The organism is Epilithonimonas hungarica, assembly GCF_900102265.1.
Lineage (GTDB): Bacteria > Bacteroidota > Bacteroidia > Flavobacteriales > Weeksellaceae > Epilithonimonas > Epilithonimonas hungarica.
In genome coordinates this window covers 267,897-288,155 of record NZ_FNBH01000002.1, presented here as the reverse complement: position 1 = coordinate 288,155, position 20,259 = coordinate 267,897, and the positions used below count along the sequence as shown (strand labels likewise).

Sequence of the window (20,259 nt, the reverse complement as noted above, 5' to 3'; positions counted from 1 at the left end):
TACTAATTTTTTCTGATGAAGCGATATTTTAGATTGTTAAATTTATAAAGAAGCTTCATAAGCTTTCCAGCCTTCATTCTTATAACGCACAGCTTCTTGTTCCGGCTCATCAGCCTTATAAATTCCGCGTCCGACGATAATGAAATCGGTATTATAATTTTTAATCACATGTTCCGGAGAATTGTATTGTTGTCCTTTGTCATCGCCAGTGGTTCCAAGATTCACACCAGGTGTGAAAAGAAGAAGATTATCAGAAATTTGATTCTGAGCTACGCAACCGATGATATTTGGATGATTTTCAATCACTTTCATTGCTTCTTCACGATAATGAGAATCCGTCAAAGTCCCCTGAGAAGACATTCCTAAGATCGCAACCACACCAACATTCACAAAACAATCCAAGCTTTTGCTTCCGCCAATTACGTGAGAAGTTACCAGATCTGCCCAGTTTGAAATTTTATAAGTACCATAAGAAAACTGCAAATCTTGAGTATTTCCAATGTCAGCAAATTTTCTATCTTCCATTAATAGGAAGTTATGTTTCGTTGCCAAATTTTTAAGTGGAAGAATAGTTTCATCAGCATCGAAATCGTTGAGAATATCAATGTGCGTTTTAAGGGCCACAATGTGCGGACCAACAATATCAGCAAAATCTAACAATTCTTTAGTCGTGATAAAATCTGCCGAAGCAATCAGGTTTGACCTTTTTTCAATGGCAATTTTAAGGATTTTCTTAGCAAAAGAGTGTTCAGCAACTTCCAGTTTCTGTTCATAAGACAAACGTTTTTTCTCTTCGAAAACAACTTGATTTCCGTTCACAAAATCTCGGATCCTCGCTATTTCCTCATCATCGATATAATTAACCTCTCTCAGGATTTCCACAACTTCAGAAATATTGAAAAGCGAATGGACTTTGTAACCTTTTTCCTCCAGTTTTTCTTTCCCGCCTTGTTGTCTGTCGAGAACTACAACGATGTCAGAAACTTTGATGCCTTCATTTTCCACTTCATCAATTGTTTCAACCAGAGATTTTCCAGATGTGATCACATCTTCTACCAAAAGACAATTTTGTCCTTTCTCGTAAATCCCTTCGATCAGTTTTTTGGTTCCATAAGATTTTGCTTCTTTTCTTTTGATAATCAATGGGATGTAACTTTGAAGAGACATTGCAGTTGCCATTGGAAGTGCCGCATAAGGAACTCCGCAGATGATATCAAAATTATCCAAAGGAAGCATTTCCAGAAGATAGTTGGCGAGTTTTTTTAGGATTTTTGGATCAGAAGCGAGTGGACGCAAATCCACATAAAATGGACTTTCAATCCCGCTTTTCAGTGTGAAACGCCCAAACTTGATTATCCCGAGTTTGTAGCACTCGAGGAAGAATTCTTTTTTACTTTCCATTTACTTTCTTTAGATTTCTACAAATTTAAGGCTATTTTTTAAACCACAAAAGACACAAAATTTTAAACATTTAAGTCACTTAAGAATTAGTAAATATTGAAGACTAAGTTCACGTTAGAGGAAAATCTTTGATTTTCAAAACTTAATTGAACTAAAATGAACTTTGTCAGGAGTACCTAATATCAACTTAAGTGTTTATTGTTTAAATTTCCTTCCACTTCGGATTTGTGGCAAAAATCTTTTCATTGATTTTGCAACTCTCAGAATGTGCACCTTTTAGAAAACCAATGCTCATCAAAAATTCGCCGACAATTTCTCCGCCTGTAAATCTGAACGTTTTTTTGAAAAGTTTTACCCATTCTTCTTTTGTTTTCGGATGATGATGCTCCAGCCATTTTTCGAAAGAACCAAATTCTTTTCTCAGTTCCAAAATGGTGTTCGCATTTTCAATCGCAGCGTTCACTTTTAATTTATTTCGGATAATTCCTGCATCCGCCAAGAGACGTTCTCTATCTTTTTCGGTGTAACTAGCAATTTTTTCGATACTGAAATTGCTGTAAGCTTTTCGGAAAGAATCTTCTTTTTTCAGAATTGTTTCCCAGCTTAATCCGGCTTGGTTGATTTCCATGATCAATCTCCCGAAAAGTTCATCGTCATTATGGATTGGAAAACCGTAATGGTTATCGTGGTAGTTTTTGTGCAATGCTTTTCTTTCTTCGGGCTGCATTGTTTCTATGGCTGCGCAATATGACATTTCTAATAGATGTTAGTGGTTACGTTTAGATATTAGAATAAAATTTATATAAACACCACATAGACACATAGATGAAATAGTAATTATGAATTCTATTTCGCCTTAATTTTTTTATAAAAACTATTGTGTCTATGTGGTTCAATTAATTTAAAATTAAAATAAGTTTTCGGTTTTCGTCAGGAATTTTTCCATTGCTTCTTTGATATCAATATCCATTCTGTCAGAAAGATTGATTATCCACCAGATCGATTCTGCTAATTTATGTTCTAATTCTGTGTCAGAATTTGCTTTTGGCCAGGTTTTTTCGTGAGACATCGTATTTCTGCCCACCAATCCGGCATCGGATAAAAATCCCAATGCATCTTGTTCTATTGTCCAGACTTTACCGTTTTGCTTAAGTTCCAGTTCGTGGTATAACTTTCGGATTTTGATTGATCTTTCTATAATTTCGTCAAAATTTTCAACTGCCATGTTATATTTATTTCAAACAAAAATACAAAGTAAATTGGTGTAAATAAGTTCCTTTTTATCAAAATCCTTATCTTCGTATAAAAGCTTTTTCAAAATGAACAAAACATTATCTTTTTCCTTTTTCCTTTTCTCTTTGGTCTTTTTCAATGCCCAGATCGAAGAAAAAAAACTGGACGAACTCATTCAGAATTCCTTAAAAACCTTTGATGTTCCTGGGATGTCCGTTGGTGTTGTGAAAGACGGAAAACTGATTTATGCAAAAGGTTTCGGTGTTCGTTCACTTAAAAATAATCAGCCGATGGACGATAATACATTGGTTGGAATTGCTTCTAATAGTAAAGGTTTTACTTGTACAGCTTTGGCAATTTTAGCCGATGAAGGTAAAATTAACTGGGACGATAAAGTGACAAAATACATCCCGGAATTTCAAATGGCTGACCCCTATGTTTCTCAAAATGTGACGATAAAAGATTTGGTAACGCACAGAGCCGGATTAGGATTAGGGCAGGGCGATCTGATGTTTTTTCCGGAAGGTGGAAATCTGACCGTGAATGATATTGTTCATAATGTTCGTTACTTGAAACCAGAAAATCCGTTCCGTACGACTTTGGATTATAATAATGTAATGTTCATCGTTGCCGGCGAAGTGATTCACAGAGTTTCCGGTTTGCAATGGGCAGATTTTATCGAGCAGAGAATTATGAAACCTGTTGGGATGACATCGAGTTTCGGTTCTTACAATCGTGCAAAAAATTCACAAAATATCATCGATGCGCATGCTCCGGTTGATGGGAAAGCCATTGCAGTCCTCCACGACTGGAACGAAACAGCGAATGCCGCTGGCGGAATTATGAGCAACATACAGGATATGACAACTTGGGCCAATTTTCTTCTGAGCGGATTTGTGACCAAAGATGGAAAACGTCTGGTTTCTGAAAAAAATGCCCATGAACTTTGGAGCCTTCAAATTCCTGATAAAGTGGGAATTACTTCGCCTTATGATACTCATTTTTATGGTTACGGATTAGGCTGGTTTTTGAGCGATGTCAAAGGTCATTTGCAAGTGCAACACAGCGGTGGTTTGATTGGAACAGTGACCCATTTTACATTGATTCCTGATTTGAAATTAGGAATTGTGGTTTTGACGAATCAACAGTCCGGCGCTGCTTTTTCAACAATCACAAATTCTGTGAAAGATGTTTATCTGGGAGTTGAAAATCGGGATTGGTTAAAACTTTACGGCGATAGAAATAAGAAGAATGAAGAAACTTTCGCAAAACAAAAGAAAGAAGTTTACGATAAAGCTTCGAAATTCAAATCTGATTTGAAAGATGATCAATTTATTGGCTGGTACAAAGATGACTGGTTTGGGATTGTTGAGGTTTCCAAACAAGGTAAAGGTTACAGAATTATCTCTAAATCGTCTCCAAGGCTGAAAGGCGATTTGATTCCATATTCAGCGAATTCTTTTGTGGCGAAATGGGACGACAGAAGCTATGATGCCGATGCGTTTTTCACTTTGAATTTTGATGAAAATGGAAAAGCTGTTTCTGCGAAAATGAAACCCATCTCTGATGTCACCGATTTTAGCTTTGATTTTGAGGATCTGGATTTGAAGAAGCTTAATTAAGAAAAATCAATTTGATAATAGAAAAACGCCTAAATATTGTTTAGGCGTTTTATATTTTTAAGAATCAAATCCGATTAAATTGGTTTGAATTCTAAGTTTTGTTCTTTTAACAATTTAGCTTCTTGTTCCTTATAGTAACCATTGGCTAATTTTTGATAGATCGATTCAAATGCAGAAAGTGTTTCATTGATCTCAGAATCTGTATGAGAGGCGGTTGGGATCAATCTTAATAAGATCATTCCTTTAGGGATCACAGGATAAGCAACTACTGAAGTGAAGATTCCGTACTCCTCTCTCAGGTCTCTTGCCAAAAGAGTAGCTTCCACAGGATTTCTCTGAATAAAAATCGGTGTTACACAAGTATTGGTGTCACCCAGATTATAACCTATTTTTTTCAGACCACTTTGTAATTTTTCAACATTTTCCCAAAGTTTGGCTTTGATCTCTGGCCTGGATCTCAGTAATTCTAATCTTTTCAATCCTCCGATCACCATTGGCATTGTCAAAGACTTTGCAAAGATCTGGGATCTAAGATTAAATTTCAAGTAACGGATGATATCTTTGTTTCCGGCAAGGAAAGCTCCGAAACCAGCCATAGACTTTGCAAATGTTGAAAAGTAAACATCGATCTGGTCCTGGCATCCTTGCTCTTCTCCAGCTCCAGCGCCTGTCTTTCCAAGTGTTCCGAATCCGTGGGCATCATCAACCAAGATCCTGAAACCATATTTTTCTTTAAGAGTACAGATCTCTTTCAGTTTACCTTGTTGTCCTCTCATCCCGAAAACCCCTTCCGTGATCACCAAAATTCCACCCCCGGTTTCTTCCGTTACCTTTTGAGCTCTTTGTAGGTTCTTTTCAAGGCTGGCGATATCATTGTGTCTGTATGTAAAACGTTTTCCGGAGTGTAATCTAACGCCATCCACTATACAAGCATGAGAATCTACATCGTAAACGATCACGTCATTTCTGGAAACCAAAGCATCAATTGTAGAGACCATTCCTTGGTATCCGAAATTCAAAAGATATGCGGATTCTTTTTGGACGAAATCTGCCAATTCTCTTTCTAATTGAAGGTGTTGGTCGGTCTCTCCTGACATGGCTCTTGCACCCATTGGATAAAACATCCCGTATTCTGCAGCGGCTTTCGCATCGGCTTCTAAAACTTCAGGATGATTACACATTCCCAAATAATCATTAGCGCTCCAAAAAATCACTTCTTTCCCTTGGAACTTCATTCGCGGACCAATTGGTCCTTCTAATCTTGGGAAAATATAGTATCCTTCTCCATAATCTGCAAATTGTCCCAGCGGACCAGGGTTTTGTTTTATTCTTTCAAAAATGTCCATTTTTCTAACTGATATTTTTTGATTTTATTAAAAAAACCTTTTGTATTTACAAAAGGCTTATAAATATTGTGATACGATTTTATTTGATGATCTCTGTTTTAAAAACCTCATCGTAATTGTGGAAACAATTATTGATGAAACCTTGCTCTTCCATCCATTTGTCGCTGTAAACTTTGGTGATGTAACGTGAACCATGGTCTGGAAAAATCAATACGACCAGATCATCCGCTTTGAACTCATGAGAATTAGCATACTGAATCAAAGCCTGAGTGACAGCTCCAGTTGTGTAACCGCCCATGATAGCTTCTTTCAAAGCGATCTCGCGGGTTCTATAGGCTGACATCTCATCATTAACTCTTACAAACTCATCAATTTTATCAAATAAAAGTGCTCCCGGGATTAGGTTCTTCCCCAGGCCCTCAATCTGATAAGGATGGATTTCTGTTTTATTGATCTTTCCTGTTTCGTGGTAAGTTTTCAGAATAGAGCCGTCTGCGTCTACGCCGATCACTTTGATACCAGGATTTTGTTCTTTCAGATATTTTGCAGAACCAGAAAGCGTTCCTCCTGTTCCTGTGCAGGCAAAAAGGTGTGTGATTTTTCCTTCTGTCTGTTTCCAGATTTCCGGCCCGGTTGTCTGATAATGCGCGTCAATATTCAACTCGTTGAAATACTGATTGATGTAAACAGAATTGGGTGTTTCTTGTGCAATTCTTTTGGCAACTTCATAGTAAGACCTTGGATCGTCTGCGGGAACAGAAGCCGGGCATACATAAACAGTTGCTCCAAGAGCTTTAAGATAAGCTATTTTTTCAGCCTTTGTTTTATCGCTGACAGCAAGGATGCATTTGTAACCTTTTACGATACAAACCATCGCAATGGAAAATCCAGTGTTTCCTGATGTTGTTTCTACAATTACAGAATCAGGTTTTATCAATCCTTTTTTTTCAGCATTTTCCACAATGTGTAATGCGATTCTGTCTTTTGTAGAATGTCCCGGATTGTAAGACTCCAACTTAGCATAAACTGTCGCAGGAATGTCCTTTGTAACCTGATTTAATTTGACTAACGGCGTGTTACCAATCAAACCAAGAATATTATCGTGTACATTCGTCATTTTATATCATTTTTCTCTCAAAAACTGTCTGCAAAAATAAAAAAAAAATTGCAATGTTTTTCTTTTTACACCCCGAATCTGATTTTAATCAAGATATTTATTAAAAAACCAATTGTTTTTCTGAGGTTTTCAAAAAACAATTCAAAATTTAATTTTTGTTAAAAACTTAAAATAACTGAATCAAAAACATTAAATTCGCCGATATTTCATTTTCTAATATGAAGAATTGGACTTTTAAACAGTGGAACACCATTCTTGGATGGGTCGTTTTTGTGATCGCATTTTTTACTTATTTATCAACAATAGAACCGAATTTCAGTTTTTGGGATTGTGGAGAGTATATTTCTTCCGCTGTCAAACTAGAGGTGACCCATGCACCAGGAGCTGCATTGTTCCAATTGGTGGGAGCGGTTGTCGCTTTATTTGCATTTGGTGATGGACAACATTATTCGTTGGTGATCAATGCGATGTCTGCATTGTTTAGCGCTTTTACAATTCTGTTTTTATTCTGGACGATCACACATCTTGTAAGACGATTGCTGAATAAAGAATTTGAGAATATATCAGTAACCGAAGAAATTGGCGTTCTGTTCGCTGGAGCAGTTGGTGCATTGTGTTTCACATTTTCGGATACATTCTGGTTTTCTGCGGTTGAAGGTGAAGTTTACTCGATGGCGAGTCTTTTCATTGCATTAATTGTTTGGCTAATTACAAAATGGGAAAACGAGTATGCCGAAAAAGACAATGAAAGATGGATCATCCTTTTGTTTTTCGTGATTGGACTTTCCGTAGGGGTGCATATGATGTGTATGTTAGCTTTGCCTGCCGTTTGTTTGATTTATTACACAAGAAATTATACGTTCACTTGGAAATCTTTCCTTTGGGCGAATGCGATTACGTTGGTTATTTTAGGAATTGTCTTCAAAGGGATTTTCCCAATGATCATGACATTGTTCGGCAAGTCGGAAGTTTTCTTTGTGAATGGACTCGGGCTTCCTTTCCACTCAGGGACGGTTTTTGCCTTCGTTATATTGTCTGTTCTTTGCTATCTTTTGGTTTCTTATACCAGAAAGACTGGAAAATCGCTTTATCAGACCATTGCATTATCCATTGTTTTTATGATGATCGGGTTCTCTTGCTGGCTGGTGATCCCAATTAGGGCCAATGCAAATCCTCCGATGAACCTTAATGACCCGGATAACGCTTTGGGAATGTTGGATTATTACAACCGTGAACAATATGGAGATTGGCCGACTTTTTATGGTCAAAATTATACTGCTTATCTGGACCCTAATGGGATCGAGAAAAATGAGGACGGAAGTTACAAAACTGTAAAAACAGGCGATACCTACGAAAGAGACCCACAAACAGGTCGATACAGACTGGTAGGAGAGAAGTTCAATTATGTTTATAGCAAAGAGCACGTTGGTTTTTTTCCAAGAATGTTCAGTGAGGATAAGTCCGTGATGCCGAATTACATTTCGATGTATGGAGCGCCGGATTTTACCTTCAATTATGGCAATGACCAAATCTCCGAAAGTCCGGAAGCAAAACAATTCTTTGATGAGCTTCGCCAGAAGTATGAGAACGGTACCATCAAAATGGATGATTATCTGAAAGCGAAACAGTTCGGATTGATCAATGTGCAGAAACCGACGTTAGCTCAGAATCTCGATTATTTCATCACGTTTCAGAATTATTACTATTTTGGAAGATATTTACTTTGGAATTTCTCGGGTCGTCAGAATGATGTGGAAGGCCATATGGAAAATACGAATGGAAACTTCATTACGGGTATTCCTTTCATTGATAATAATATGTGGGGAGATCAAAATGAGATGCCTGCAAAATTCCAGAATACAAGCACGGTGAAGTTCTTTATGCTTCCTTTGATCTTGGGATTACTGGGATTCTTTTTCCAGCTTAACAAAGATTTTGGACGTTTCTATGCGATTCTGTCATTGTTTATATTGACAAGTGTCGGAATTGTATTTTATACAGGTGTAAAGCCGTTTGAACCAAGAGAAAGAGATTATGCGATGGTTGGTTCGTTCTATGCATTTGCAATTTGGATAGGATTGGGCGTTGCAGCGATCTATTGGTTCCTGCAGAAAAAAGTGAAGCAAAAATCTGCTCAGATCGCTATTGGAGTCATATTGTTGGGGATTCCTTTGATGATGGGCTTCCAGAATTATAACGTTCACGACAGAAGTGGTCGTTATACGGCTTACGATTATGCATATTCTAGTCTAAAATCCCTTCCGAAAAACGATATTATGTTTGTTTACGGAGATAATGATACTTATCCGGTTTGGGCCATTCAGGAGACAGAGGAATTCCGTCCGGATGTAAAAGTGGTGAACTTTACATTATTATCTACACCTTGGAATATCGACCAGGTGAAGAGAAGGACGTACAATTCTTTGCCGGTTCCGTCAACTTTGACTCACGAAGATTACAGAGAAGGTTCTAATGACCAGGTTTACCTGATGTCAAAAGATGATTGGAGTAATATCTTCGCAAATTTAAAAGACCAAGGTGCGCCGGATACAGAATTTGCTCAATTTAGAAAATATCTGACCCAGGATTCGATGACTTTGAAAGATGCTGTTAATTTCTTGAAAATGAAATCGCCTGAAAAAGATGAGGTGGTTAAAATGATCTTCGGTGAGGAACGTTATCAGAAATTCAACTTCCTTCCGGTTTCCAAATTTGTTCTTCCGGTCAATGTCAATAATGCCGTAAAAACAGGAATTATCACACCTGCTGAAGCTCAAAAGGCTGAAAAACAGATCGTCATCAATTACAAAGGAACAAGTATGTTCAAAAATAATATGTTGATGATGGATATTTTGGCGAACTTCGATTGGAAACGTCCGATAAGCTTCTCAAGTGGTGGAATCTATGACGGAAGCAACCTGTTTTTCCTTTCAGATTATCTTAAGTTTGATGGATTCAGCTATAGATTGGTTCCTATCAAAACAGAAGAATCTCCGGATGGCGAACTGGGAATGGTGAATGCGGATGAACTTTATAACGTCGTGAAAAACTACAGATGGGGTAATTTCAAAGACCTGAATGTTCATTTTGATGAAACCTGTACTCAGAATATCGTAAGCTACAGGTCGTCTGCGAGTAGAGCGGCAGAAGCTTTGGTAATGAAAGGCGAAAAGCAGAAAGCGATTGAAGTTCTGGATCTGGCCAGCAGAGAGATCCCGGTTTCGAAATATAACGACCCAAGGTCTTTGAGTTCCATTGTCTACGCATATATTGTTGCAGGACAAGAGCAAAAAGGATTGAAACTGGCAGAAGACCTTAAGAAAGGAATCTTCGAAGAGTATGATTACTACACAAGATTGTCGCCTAAGTTCCAAGTTTATGCTGCAAGACAGATGAAAACCAAACCAATGGAATATTCCCTTGTCGTTGGCGCAGTTTCAGATGCTTATAACAAAATTGGGCAGAAAGATAAAGGCTACCAATATCTTGTCAACTCTCTGAATGTGATTGATAAGAGATTCAACACATTCATCAAGGATCTGCAGGAGATGGGCAAGGAAAAAGCATTCAAAAAAGCAGATGACGTCCAGAAAGTGACATCCTTCTATTCTTATCTTTTCGATATTATGAAGGATTATGATACGACTTACGAATCCGAAAAGATGGATGAGATCACGAAGAAGTTGATGAAAGTGACTCAATAATAAAAAAAGCGTTTCAAAATCTTGAAACGCTTTTTTTATCTTCTAATTTAATTAATTTTACCATCAACCATCAACCATCAACTATGAACAACTTCTGTGCTTTTCTCCGTGGTGTGAATGTAAAAGGAACCAATATGAAAATGGCAGACGTCTGCAAAGTCTTTTCAGATGCAGGTGTCCAAAATGTTTCTTCAGTTTTGGCAAGTGGGAATATCTTATTTCAGTCAGATAAAAATTCGGAAGAATTGAAAAAGATTCTTGAAAAAGCAATGTCAGAACATTTCAGTTACGAAGCCTTTCTCTTCATCAAAAATGAAAAAGAGATCAAAGAAATCTTGAAAAATGACCCATTTCCACCAATTAAAAATTTTCATAATTACATTTTCCTCGGTTCGGAAAAGGTAGAAGAAACTTTGTTAGAAGAATTTGAAAAATCAAATAAAGCAGAAAGTGAGAAGGGTAAAATCGTCAATAATATATTTTATTGGCAAGTTTCAAAAGGACAAACGTTAGATTCCAGCTTCGGGAAAGTGCTTGGCAAGAAAGGTCTGAAAGATAAAATGACGAGTAGGAATGCTAATACGTTTGAAAAGATTATTAAAAAGTTTTCATAAAATCCATAGGAATCTCTAAATAAGGAATAAAGAAATTAAATATTATTTGATAACGTTTAAAAGATACAACTTGAGGCTATGATGTAAAAAAACATCAATAACCAACATTCCCATAAACATTATGGCAAAACCCAGCGATAATCCTCGAAAATAATCTTTATTAAAAATGAAGAAACAAATAACCGAAAGAATGAGTAATCCAGCCCAAGCGTACTTTGTCATTGTATAACTTTTATCATCTGCCTTGATTTTGGCTACCTCATTTTCAGTTGTTTCTTTTGGTTTTAATTGAAAACTCTTGGACGTTTGTTCAGCGTGTTTTGATTTAGAAATCAATAAATAACTGCCGTAACTTATATTCATCAGTAATAATAAACAGAGCGGAATTAACATTCCTTTTTGAAGCGAATTACTGGTTTGAATAAACAAAATACAAATAGGCAAAATAATAAGAATGGCTATTCCAATCATCCATTTTCCTTGGTTGATATCAGCTTTTGTCCAGTTTTGCAAATATTGTATGAAATCCATTTTTTTAAATCTGTGAAGTCGTTAAACCAAATTTTTCTTTAAACGAAGCATAAAAATGTGCTAGGTTCTCAAACCCTAGATCCAGATAAAAGTCAGCTGGCTTTTGTTTTTTGTGCTTGATTAAATAATACGCCTCGTCTAAGCGTTTTGCCAACAACCATTTTTTTGGTGTCTTATCAAATGTTTTAGTGAAATCTCGCTTAAAGCCGGAAAGACTTCTTCCTGTCAGTTTTGCGAAAGAGGATACCGAAACATTAAACATATAATTCTGGTTCATAAATTCTTCCAGATTCATTTTGAAAGGCTCGGAAAAATCGAATAGAATTTGTTTAAAATCAGGGTTGCTTTGTAGTAATAATTCTATCGCTTCCCTGATTTTTAAATCTGCCAATCGTGGCGTTGCTTCTTTTGTCTTATTAATGTATGGAGCTAATGAACTGAAATAATTTTGCAGAAAATCATCGGGTTCAAAAAATAATTTCTGTTTGCCGGCATATTTTTTATCAATCGCGATTTTGTTTTCCAAGGCGTATTGTTGCAAGGTTTCCTTGTCCAACGTAATCGATAAAAACTGGTATTTTCCTGATTTTGCAGGATATTTAATTGTTCTTATTAATTGGTTTTTGCGAACCAACACGATGGTGTTTTCCGGAATAATCGTACTTCCATCTGCGTGAAAAGCGTGTGTTTCACCCGATAGTTGAAATCCTAAAAAATGCTCAGGAATAAATTCTTCATTTCCTCTGTGCTTTTCAAAAACACAGGAATAGACCAACTTGTCGAAAATGATTTCACGCTTTGCTTCCATACTACAAATATCTTAAATTTTAATTGAGCAAAACCGCTCCTGCACTCGCAATTTCTTTATCCTGTTCTGGTGAACCGCCCGATGATGCAATGGCTCCGATGATTTTGCCTTCTTTGTTTTTGATGACAACACCGCCTGCAATGGTCAATAATCCGTCGTTTGAATTCAACATTCCGTAGCCGTGAATGTCTGCTCCAGAAACTATTGTCCCCATTATTTCGCTATCTACGCCAAACATTACGGCAGTTCTGGCTTTTTTTACAGCAAATTCTATCACGCCAAAAACGCTGTCCAACCTTGCAAATGCAACCAAATGTCCGCCTGTATCTACCACGGCAATACTTACGGGAATGTTCAACGCTTTTGCTTTTTCTATGGAAGCGTTTAATGCTTTTGTTGCTTCGTTATAGTTTATGTTCATTTTTTTAATTTTAATTAATGATAAAAAGAAAGCACAGTTTTTTGAACTGCACTTTCTGAATTTTTTTAGCTTTTTGCCGTCCAAGCATCTGCTTGTAATTGTTTTACAAAATCTTCGGTTTCTTTTGGATGTACATTTCTGAAATTTGAATTTTCATCCAAAGCCACATCAACTATACACTCTGCCATAGATTGTGGGTCTAGCTGATTTGCCAAAGCCTCGGCAGTGCCGTCGAATGCAGATGGATGTGTAAAATTAGTTTCAGGATTGTACCAACGGAAAATAGTATCGGCGCCACGGTCATTAAATCCTGTCCCGAAAATGCCCGGATTGCAAGTTGCAATTTTGATATTGAAAGGTGCTAGTTCCGTTCTCAGGCCTTCGGCAATTGAACCCATTGCGTGTTTAGATGCGCAATAAGCGGCAACGTAAGGAACCGTCCATAATTCGCCCATAGAAGTTGTAAAAACAATTTTTCCTGGTCTTTTTTCATCAATAAATTTCTTGATAAAACCTTGAGCTAACTGCAATCCGCCAAAAACATTGACATCAAACATCGAACGGATTAAATCTAAAGGTTGCTCCGCAATTGGGCCACCTTCCATTATTCCTGCGTTGCTGATTAAAATATCGATGTCGTATTTTTGGGTGATGTAAGCAATGTCTGTTGTATTCGTTACATCCAATTTATCAACGGTCAATTCTATTCCTTGTTCTTTGGCTTCTCTTATCAAGTCACTCATTTGCGGATAAACTTGTGCCGTAGCAATTACTTTGTGCCCTTTTTTTGCTAAATCAAAAGCAGCCATTTTTCCAAATCCACTTGCAGCTCCTGTAATTAAAATTCTTTTGCTCATATTTTCTATATTTAAAAGTTATATAGCAAAATTGAACTAATTAGATATGGAATAAATTCGTGGGAGGTTCAAAATTATATTGGTGGGAGGTTCAGTGGTTGTTCGGAAAGAAATTGAAAGTGTAGTTTCTTTATAATCCTACCTAACAAAATAAAATTAGTAATCGATAATCCAATAACTCTCATCAATCAACGAATAGAAAGTTTTCTGTTTATTCCGTATATTTGTATTCGGTTTTCAGACATATAATAATCTGAAATTTATAATTTAAAATCAAATAAATGATACAATATCTAGATAACATTCATCACAAGGATTCCAAGAACTTTTTCCTGATTGCAGGACCTTGCGCCATCGAAGATGAAACAATGGCTTTGCAGATTGCAGAGCATATCGTGAAGCTTTCGGATAAATATAATATTCCATACATTTTCAAAGGAAGTTTCAGAAAAGCGAACAGAAGCCGGGTAGATTCTTTCACGGGAATAGGCGACGAAAAAGCTTTGAAGATCCTTAGAAAAGTAGGAGAGACCTTCAATGTTCCTACTACTACAGATATTCATGAAAATGGTCATGCCGCTTTGGCTGCAGAGTATGTAGATGTTTTGCAGATTCCGGCGTTTTTGGTAAGACAGACCGATCTGCTGATTGCGGCGGCCGAAACAGGAAAAGCAGTAACGCTTAAAAAAGGACAGTTCCTTTCACCTGAAGCAATGAAATTTGCAGTTCAGAAAGTGAAAGATTCTGGAAACGATAAAACTGCGATCATCGAAAGAGGAAATACTTTCGGTTATACGGATTTGGTGGTTGACTTCCGTGGAATCCCGACGATGAGAGAGTATTCTCCAGTAATTCTGGATGTTACACATTCTCTTCAACAACCAAATCAAAATTCTGGTGTTACAGGCGGAAGACCAGAATTGATAGAGACCATTGCAAAAGCAGGAATAGCTGTTGGTGCGGACGGGATCTTTATAGAAACACATCCTGACCCTTCGGTTGCAAAATCTGATGGAGCCAATATGTTGAAGCTTGATTTGTTGGATGATTTGCTCGGGAAGCTGACGAGAATCAGAGAAGCGATATTATAAAAAATGAAAGTCCGGTCTGCCGGACTTTTTTATTGGTGAAATGGTTTTTATCAAAATTGATTTCCCTGATAGAAACATGAAAATATTCATCAAAGAAATTCATTTTTTGTATATCAATTACAAATATTCTTTCGTTCTTTGTATTAATTGCTATTTTTGTTAATTCAAGAAGCATTTAAAATAAAAATCGATAGTAAAAAACTACAGCTTTGAAAAATTATATTCTTTTAATTCTTTTCTTTTTGCCTGTTTTGGCATTTTCTCAAATCAATCTAAAAGTTCTTGATGAAGATGGAAAGTCAGTTTCCGAAGCGCGGGTAACTTATAATGGTAAAACTTACCAAACGGACAAAAATGGTTTCATACGAGTTCCTATTGCAGATTCTGAACAGGAACTGAAGGTTGAAAAAGAAAACTTCAAAGGTTTCTCAAAGATCATCAAAACGACTCCGAGATCTCAAGCGGTCAATGTCCTTTTTTTACCAGCAACCAGAGACACGGAGATCCAGGAAGTTGTTTTCCAGAAAAAAGCAACCTATAAGACCAATGATCTTACTTCTGTTGAATTATCTGTAAAGGAGGCTAGAGAAGTAGTGTCTTTAGGTGGAGGTGTAGAGGGACTTTTGAAAAGCTTACCCTCTGTGAACTCCAATTCCGAATTGTCTTCGCAAATTATGGTAAGAGGAGGGAATTACGATGAGAACCTTATCTATATCAATGATGTTGAGCTGTATCGTCCATTTCTGATCAGGAACTCTTTACAGGAAGGGATGAGTATCATCAATCCGGATATGGTCGGCATGATCAATTTCTCTGCAGGTGGATTTGAGCCGAGATATGGTGATAAAATGTCGTCTGCACTTAACATCTATTACAGGCAGCCTGAGAAATTTGAGCTTTCCGGCGAAGCAAGTTTGATCGGAGGAAGACTAACAACAGGATTTGCCTCTAAAGATAAAAAATTCACAGGATTGCTCTCCGGTCGTTACAGAAATACAAATCTTGTCCTTAATACACTTAATGAAGATACGGATTTCAATCCCAGATATTTTGATCTACAGTCTTATCTTAATTATCAGTTCAATGACAAATGGTCTTTGTCTTTCTTAGGCTATTTTGCAAAGAATGATTATCAAATGGTCCCGAAACAAAAAGAGGTTGATTTTGGAAGTGTTTTACAACCTTTGAAACTAACCGTTTTCTATAATGGTCAGGAAGATGACCAGTATAAAAATATGATGGGAACGGTAAGCGTCAACTTTAAACCAAGCAAAAAATGGCATTTTACTATGGATAATTTTGCTTATCAGAACAGAGAGAGAGAATACTATTCATTGGCTTCCGGCTATATTTTGGAAGCTTTTGACGAGGAAGGAAATCCAGTTGCTGGTTATGATGCGGGAGGTCAAATAGATCACGCCAGAAATGACTTATTAGTACGGGTTTATGGCTCTCAGTTCAGAACTAGGTTTTCTCCGGATGTCAATACCGATTTTGAAGTAGGTGTGAAATTCGAAAGAGAAAGTATCAAAGATTTTACTAATGAATGGCAGTTTGTTGATTCTATTGGCTACAGCAATCCACGTGATTTTGTTTTACCTGGGCAATTAGATGCTTCCGGCCTTAATCTTATGTATCATATTGCTGGACAAAACAACATTAATGTAAACCGAATTTCAGCTTATACACAATTCTCGAAAAAATTCTACTGGGGAACTAATAAAATATTTGTAAACGGAGGTGCAAGAGTTCAAAACTGGAGTTTCAACAAAGAAACATTGTTCAGCCCAAGGGTTCAGTTTGCAATTAAACCGAATTGGGATATGGATATGTTATTCAGAGTTTCCGGAGGTGTTTATTACCAAGCGCCTTTCTATAAAGAGATCAAAGATCTGACAGGAGCATTCAACCCAGATATCAAAGCTCAAAAATCTTATCAGATCATTGTTGCCAACGATTACGAATTTAAAATTGGAGGAAGTGAAAGGAAACCTTTCAAACTGACCACAGAGGCTTACTATAAGAAAATGGAGAATCTTATTCCATATTATCTTGATAATGTAAGGGTAAGATATTCCGGTAAGAACAATGCGGAAGGTTATGCTTATGGATTGGATACGAGATTATTTGGACAATTTGTACCGGGTGTGGATTCTTGGGTTTCTGCAAGTTATGCCAGGGTCTATGAAAATATTGATGGAATGGGCTACATCCCGAGACCTACCGATCAGCGTTTTAAATTCTCTATGTTCTATCAAGACTATATGCCGAAGTTCCCAAGTATGAGAGTTAATCTGACCCTGACCTATGCAAGCGGATTACCATCAGGAACACCTGTTTTATTTGATTCTGCAGGTTTACCGGATTATTTGGCTGCTTACCGTTATCAGAGAACTTTACCTGCTTACAAGAGAGTGGACATCGGTTTGACCAAAGTTTTCATCGATCAAAAAGATAACAAGGCGACCGGCGATTTCTGGAGAAACTTCAAAGAGTTGACTTTAGGGGTTCAGATCTTCAATGCATTCAATATCAATAATACGATTGCCAACCAATGGATCAGTGATGTGAATTCTTCACCACAGGCTTATTATCCGGTACCTGTAAGATTGACAGGGAGATTTTTCAATGTAACACTTAATTTTAAACTCTAATAGAACAATGAAATCAAAAGGAATCAAACCTGCAGCTGAATTGACAGATAAAGAATTATTGAAAAACGTGAAACTTACAAAATCGGTTTTGATCTCTTTCTCTGTTATTTTTGTTCTGCTTCTTGCGACTTGTTTGTATATTACGGTTACAAAAGGTTTTGGGGTGTTTTCGGTTTTGCCTTTGACTTTTTTTCCAATTTTGGCAACCAATATCATTGCACATAGAAAGATGGGTGATGAGGTTAAAAAGAGAAATTTGGTTTAAAATATTTAGACCTGATATAGAAAAAGCTTCCAGATCGGAAGCTTTTTTATTTAAAAATAAGATCTAATGAATCTTAGTCTATGTGTGTGTTTGTTTTGATCTTCATTGAAGATCCCACTAGTGTCGAGACTGTCAATTCTAACTTTTCCGTGCGCATGGATTATTTTTTGATCTGCTAAAATGATCCCGACATGAATGATTCTTCCCTCCGAATTTTCAAAAAATGCAAGGTCGCCGGGTTTTGCTTCTTCTATAAAAGTTAAAACTTCTCCAAGTTCAGCTTGTTGATAAGTGTCTCTTGGGATTTTGATGCCGTGAATTTTGTAAATGATCTGCGTAAAACCACTGCAATCAATTCCGAAAAAGCTTTTTCCGCCCCACAGGTATGGAACATTCAAAAACTCTTTTGCGCAGTTCACAATACTTTCACTAAGGTCTGCGCCACGAGTTGGAGAACTCGTTTCAAATTTCACTTCTGATCCTATTGACAGAAGTGTTCTTCCACTTTCCGTCATTGTAGATTGGAAAGGCTCTTTTACAAGATTGATTTTTCTTGTCGTTAGAAATTCATCTGAAACAGGTGAAATTTGTTTCGTGTCCATCCACGCTTCGTAATCGTCGTAATGCGTTTTGATTTTAGTCCAGTTATCCTTCACTTCAATAATATCGGCAGACTCGCCGTAAAGAAGCTGTGAGACCATTTCGCTTTTGTCAGAACTTTCAGCTCTCATCGGAGCAATGGAAACATTACAAATTCCTTTTGTCATTTCAATCAATTATGAATTTAAAAATACAAATTATTTCTTTCTTATCAAGTGTAATCCGTCTCGCAAAGGTAAGATTAGATTTTCAAAATCTTGATCTTCTGCGATTATTTTATTCACGAGTTTGATCTGTTCAGTCTGTTTATCCTTTGGATTGTTTTCGAGAACTTTCCCATACCAGAGAACGTTATCGATAAGAATGATGCTTCCTGAGCGTAGATTTGGCTTAATGAGTTTTAAATATTCCAGATAGCTTTCTTTATCAGCGTCAATGAAGATCAGGTCCCAAACTTTATCCAGTTTTTTGATTTCTTCTTTTGCATCGCCCAAAATGAATTCGATCTGATCTTTATAATTGCTTTCAGCAAAATATTTTTTTGGGATGTAAGCCAGATCTTCATTTTTGTCGATTGTGAAAATTTTCCCATCTTTTGGCAGTCCTTCCGCCATACTCAAAGCGGCATAACCTGTAAAAGTTCCGATCTCCAAAACATTTTTTGGTTGGACGATATGCGATAGAATACTTAACAAACGACCTTGCAAATAACCAGAGATCATATGCGGTTGTGTGGTCTTTTGATAAGTTTCCTTTCTTAGTTTTTTTAAAATGGCAGGTTCTTCGGAAGCTGTTTCCTCCAGATAGCGGTCCATCTCTTTGTCTAGTTCTTCGAAGTAACTCATTGTAAGTTCAAAGTTTTTTGTTTAAAGTTCAAAGGTAAACTAAATGTATAAATTATTACGAATGGTATATATACTGGATTTGCAGCCCGGCTTGAACGGAACTCTTTTTCTGTTATTGCGATAGAGAAAATTTCTACTGATGGTTTTACACTGTTCGCAATGACAGAAAAAAGCGGGAGTGGAAGAAGGATAAAGCTGCCCAAATAAAAAACCTCATCATTTCTGACAAGGTTTAGTTTTATAATTTGCGGATGAACAATGAACAATCATTCATCATTTATTTCTTAACTGGGGCAATGTCCATCAGTTTCATGAACTCATCCAGTTTCGGCATAATGATGATCTCCGTTCTACGGTTTTCACTTCTTCCTGAAACTGAAGCATTTGTAGTCTTAGGATTGTACTCCGATCTACCACCAGCCGTGATTCTGTTAGGATTCACACCAAATTGGGTTTGTAGAACTTTAGCAACAGCAGTCGCTCTAAGCGCGGAAAGGTCCCAGTTGTCTCTTGGAGCATTGGCGCTGTTCAATGGTGTGTTATCTGTATTACCTTCGATCAATACGCTGTAAGTGTCATAGTCGTTGATTACTTTCGCTACTTTTGCTAAGACGTCTGCAGCAGCTGGCTGAATGTCATATTTTCCAACTTGATAAAGCATCTTGTCAGACAATGAGATCAATACAACACCTTTCAATACCTTCACATCTACATCCTGATCTGCAACGTTGTCAAGAGAACGTTTTAGTTTGTTTGATAAAGCAAGGTTCAAACTGTCGTTTTTGCTTTTTCCGGAGATCAATTGCTTGATATAAGCATTGGAAGCGTTGATCTCCCCAACCAATTTATCAATATTTGCAGAACCTTTTCCTGCATTGGATAGACAAGCATCCAGGCTGGATTTAAGAGCGTTGTTCTGTCCTACAAGTAAGTCATTTTGACCTTTTAGAGAAGAATTTTCACCTTTCAGATCTTGGATTTGGCGCATTCTTTCACCTGCATCTTCGATACATTGTTTGTAGTTCAGATTAAGCGCATCGAATTGTTTTTTGCTGACACAAGAAGCCAAGGAAAGTCCCACAGCTGTGATTGTCAAAATTTTAAATAATCTCATAGTAAATATTTATTTGTTTTATTGTTTTTATTGAGT

The 20,259-nt window shown here is 36.9% G+C and carries 18 protein-coding genes; 6 read left to right on the top strand and 12 right to left on the bottom strand.

What is annotated here, in order from left to right; genetic code table 11:
- Window positions 1-42: 42 nt before the first annotated feature.
- The 3 genes from pyrF to BLT30_RS08580 form a co-directional block, all read right to left on the bottom strand.
- Window positions 43-1,401 carry an orotidine-5'-phosphate decarboxylase gene (gene pyrF / locus BLT30_RS08590; protein ID WP_089873167.1) on the bottom strand — a complete coding sequence of 453 codons (1,359 nt, stop codon included), beginning with the start codon at window positions 1,399-1,401 and terminating at the stop codon, window positions 43-45.
- Window positions 1,402-1,603: 202 nt separating this feature from the next.
- Complete coding sequence (locus BLT30_RS08585) at window positions 1,604-2,155, bottom strand: DNA-3-methyladenine glycosylase I (RefSeq protein WP_089873166.1); 552 nt, start codon at window positions 2,153-2,155, stop codon at window positions 1,604-1,606.
- Window positions 2,156-2,308: 153 nt separating this feature from the next.
- The gene (locus tag BLT30_RS08580) at window positions 2,309-2,626 is read right to left on the bottom strand and encodes a nucleoside triphosphate pyrophosphohydrolase family protein (protein ID WP_089873165.1); all 318 of its coding nucleotides are present in this window, start codon (window positions 2,624-2,626) and stop codon (window positions 2,309-2,311) included.
- 94 nt (window positions 2,627-2,720) lie between these two features.
- Here BLT30_RS08580 and BLT30_RS08575 point away from each other — a divergent pair, with 94 nt between their 5' ends.
- Complete coding sequence (locus tag BLT30_RS08575) at window positions 2,721-4,256, top strand: serine hydrolase (protein ID WP_089873164.1); 1,536 nt, start codon at window positions 2,721-2,723, stop codon at window positions 4,254-4,256.
- Between the two features lie 74 nt (window positions 4,257-4,330).
- Here BLT30_RS08575 and BLT30_RS08570 read toward each other — a convergent pair whose 3' ends face one another.
- Both BLT30_RS08570 and BLT30_RS08565 read right to left on the bottom strand, forming a co-directional pair.
- Entirely contained in the window at window positions 4,331-5,602 is a 1,272-nt protein-coding gene (locus BLT30_RS08570; protein ID WP_089873163.1) for an aminotransferase class I/II-fold pyridoxal phosphate-dependent enzyme, read from the bottom strand.
- Between the two features lie 79 nt (window positions 5,603-5,681).
- On the bottom strand, window positions 5,682-6,719 hold the full coding sequence (locus tag BLT30_RS08565) for a PLP-dependent cysteine synthase family protein (protein WP_089873162.1): 1,038 nt from the start codon (window positions 6,717-6,719) through the stop codon (window positions 5,682-5,684).
- A 218-nt stretch (window positions 6,720-6,937) separates the two neighbouring features.
- On the opposite strand from BLT30_RS08565, the gene BLT30_RS08560 reads away from it, so the two are divergent.
- On the top strand, window positions 6,938-10,423 hold the full coding sequence (locus tag BLT30_RS08560) for a glycosyltransferase family 117 protein (RefSeq protein ID WP_089873161.1): 3,486 nt from the start codon (window positions 6,938-6,940) through the stop codon (window positions 10,421-10,423).
- 83 nt (window positions 10,424-10,506) lie between these two features.
- Entirely contained in the window at window positions 10,507-11,037 is a 531-nt protein-coding gene (locus BLT30_RS08555) for a DUF1697 domain-containing protein (RefSeq protein WP_089873160.1), read from the top strand.
- A gap of 42 nt (window positions 11,038-11,079) precedes the next feature.
- Here the strand turns inward: BLT30_RS08555 and BLT30_RS08550 are convergent, their stop codons facing one another.
- From BLT30_RS08550 to BLT30_RS08535, 4 genes are all read right to left on the bottom strand, one after another.
- The gene (locus BLT30_RS08550; protein ID WP_089873159.1) at window positions 11,080-11,568 is read right to left on the bottom strand and encodes a hypothetical protein; all 489 of its coding nucleotides are present in this window, start codon (window positions 11,566-11,568) and stop codon (window positions 11,080-11,082) included.
- 4 nt (window positions 11,569-11,572) lie between these two features.
- Window positions 11,573-12,376: a helix-turn-helix domain-containing protein gene (locus BLT30_RS08545; RefSeq protein ID WP_089873158.1), complete on the bottom strand. Its 804-nt coding sequence runs from the start codon at window positions 12,374-12,376 to the stop codon at window positions 11,573-11,575.
- A 19-nt stretch (window positions 12,377-12,395) separates the two neighbouring features.
- The gene (locus BLT30_RS08540; protein WP_089873721.1) at window positions 12,396-12,797 is read right to left on the bottom strand and encodes a GlcG/HbpS family heme-binding protein; all 402 of its coding nucleotides are present in this window, start codon (window positions 12,795-12,797) and stop codon (window positions 12,396-12,398) included.
- Window positions 12,798-12,862: 65 nt separating this feature from the next.
- Window positions 12,863-13,654: an SDR family oxidoreductase gene (locus tag BLT30_RS08535; RefSeq protein ID WP_089873157.1), complete on the bottom strand. Its 792-nt coding sequence runs from the start codon at window positions 13,652-13,654 to the stop codon at window positions 12,863-12,865.
- Window positions 13,655-13,935: 281 nt separating this feature from the next.
- Here BLT30_RS08535 and kdsA point away from each other — a divergent pair, with 281 nt between their 5' ends.
- From kdsA to BLT30_RS08515, 3 genes are all read left to right on the top strand, one after another.
- Entirely contained in the window at window positions 13,936-14,745 is an 810-nt protein-coding gene (kdsA, locus tag BLT30_RS08530) for a 3-deoxy-8-phosphooctulonate synthase (RefSeq protein WP_089873156.1), read from the top strand.
- A 437-nt stretch (window positions 14,746-15,182) separates the two neighbouring features.
- Window positions 15,183-17,399, top strand: a complete 2,217-nt coding sequence (locus BLT30_RS08520) for a TonB-dependent receptor plug domain-containing protein (RefSeq protein WP_394332200.1) — start codon at window positions 15,183-15,185, stop codon at window positions 17,397-17,399.
- 7 nt (window positions 17,400-17,406) lie between these two features.
- Window positions 17,407-17,664 carry a hypothetical protein gene (locus BLT30_RS08515; protein WP_089873154.1) on the top strand — a complete coding sequence of 86 codons (258 nt, stop codon included), beginning with the start codon at window positions 17,407-17,409 and terminating at the stop codon, window positions 17,662-17,664.
- A gap of 50 nt (window positions 17,665-17,714) precedes the next feature.
- Here BLT30_RS08515 and BLT30_RS08510 read toward each other — a convergent pair whose 3' ends face one another.
- From BLT30_RS08510 to BLT30_RS08495, 3 genes are all read right to left on the bottom strand, one after another.
- Window positions 17,715-18,431, bottom strand: a complete 717-nt coding sequence (locus BLT30_RS08510) for a C40 family peptidase (RefSeq protein WP_089873153.1) — start codon at window positions 18,429-18,431, stop codon at window positions 17,715-17,717.
- 30 nt (window positions 18,432-18,461) lie between these two features.
- On the bottom strand, window positions 18,462-19,109 hold the full coding sequence (locus tag BLT30_RS08505) for an O-methyltransferase (protein ID WP_089873152.1): 648 nt from the start codon (window positions 19,107-19,109) through the stop codon (window positions 18,462-18,464).
- Between the two features lie 277 nt (window positions 19,110-19,386).
- Window positions 19,387-20,223 (bottom strand): OmpA/MotB family protein, encoded by an 837-nt coding sequence (locus tag BLT30_RS08495; RefSeq protein ID WP_089873150.1) that lies wholly within the window; start codon window positions 20,221-20,223, stop codon window positions 19,387-19,389.
- Between the last annotated feature and the right edge of the window lie 36 nt (window positions 20,224-20,259).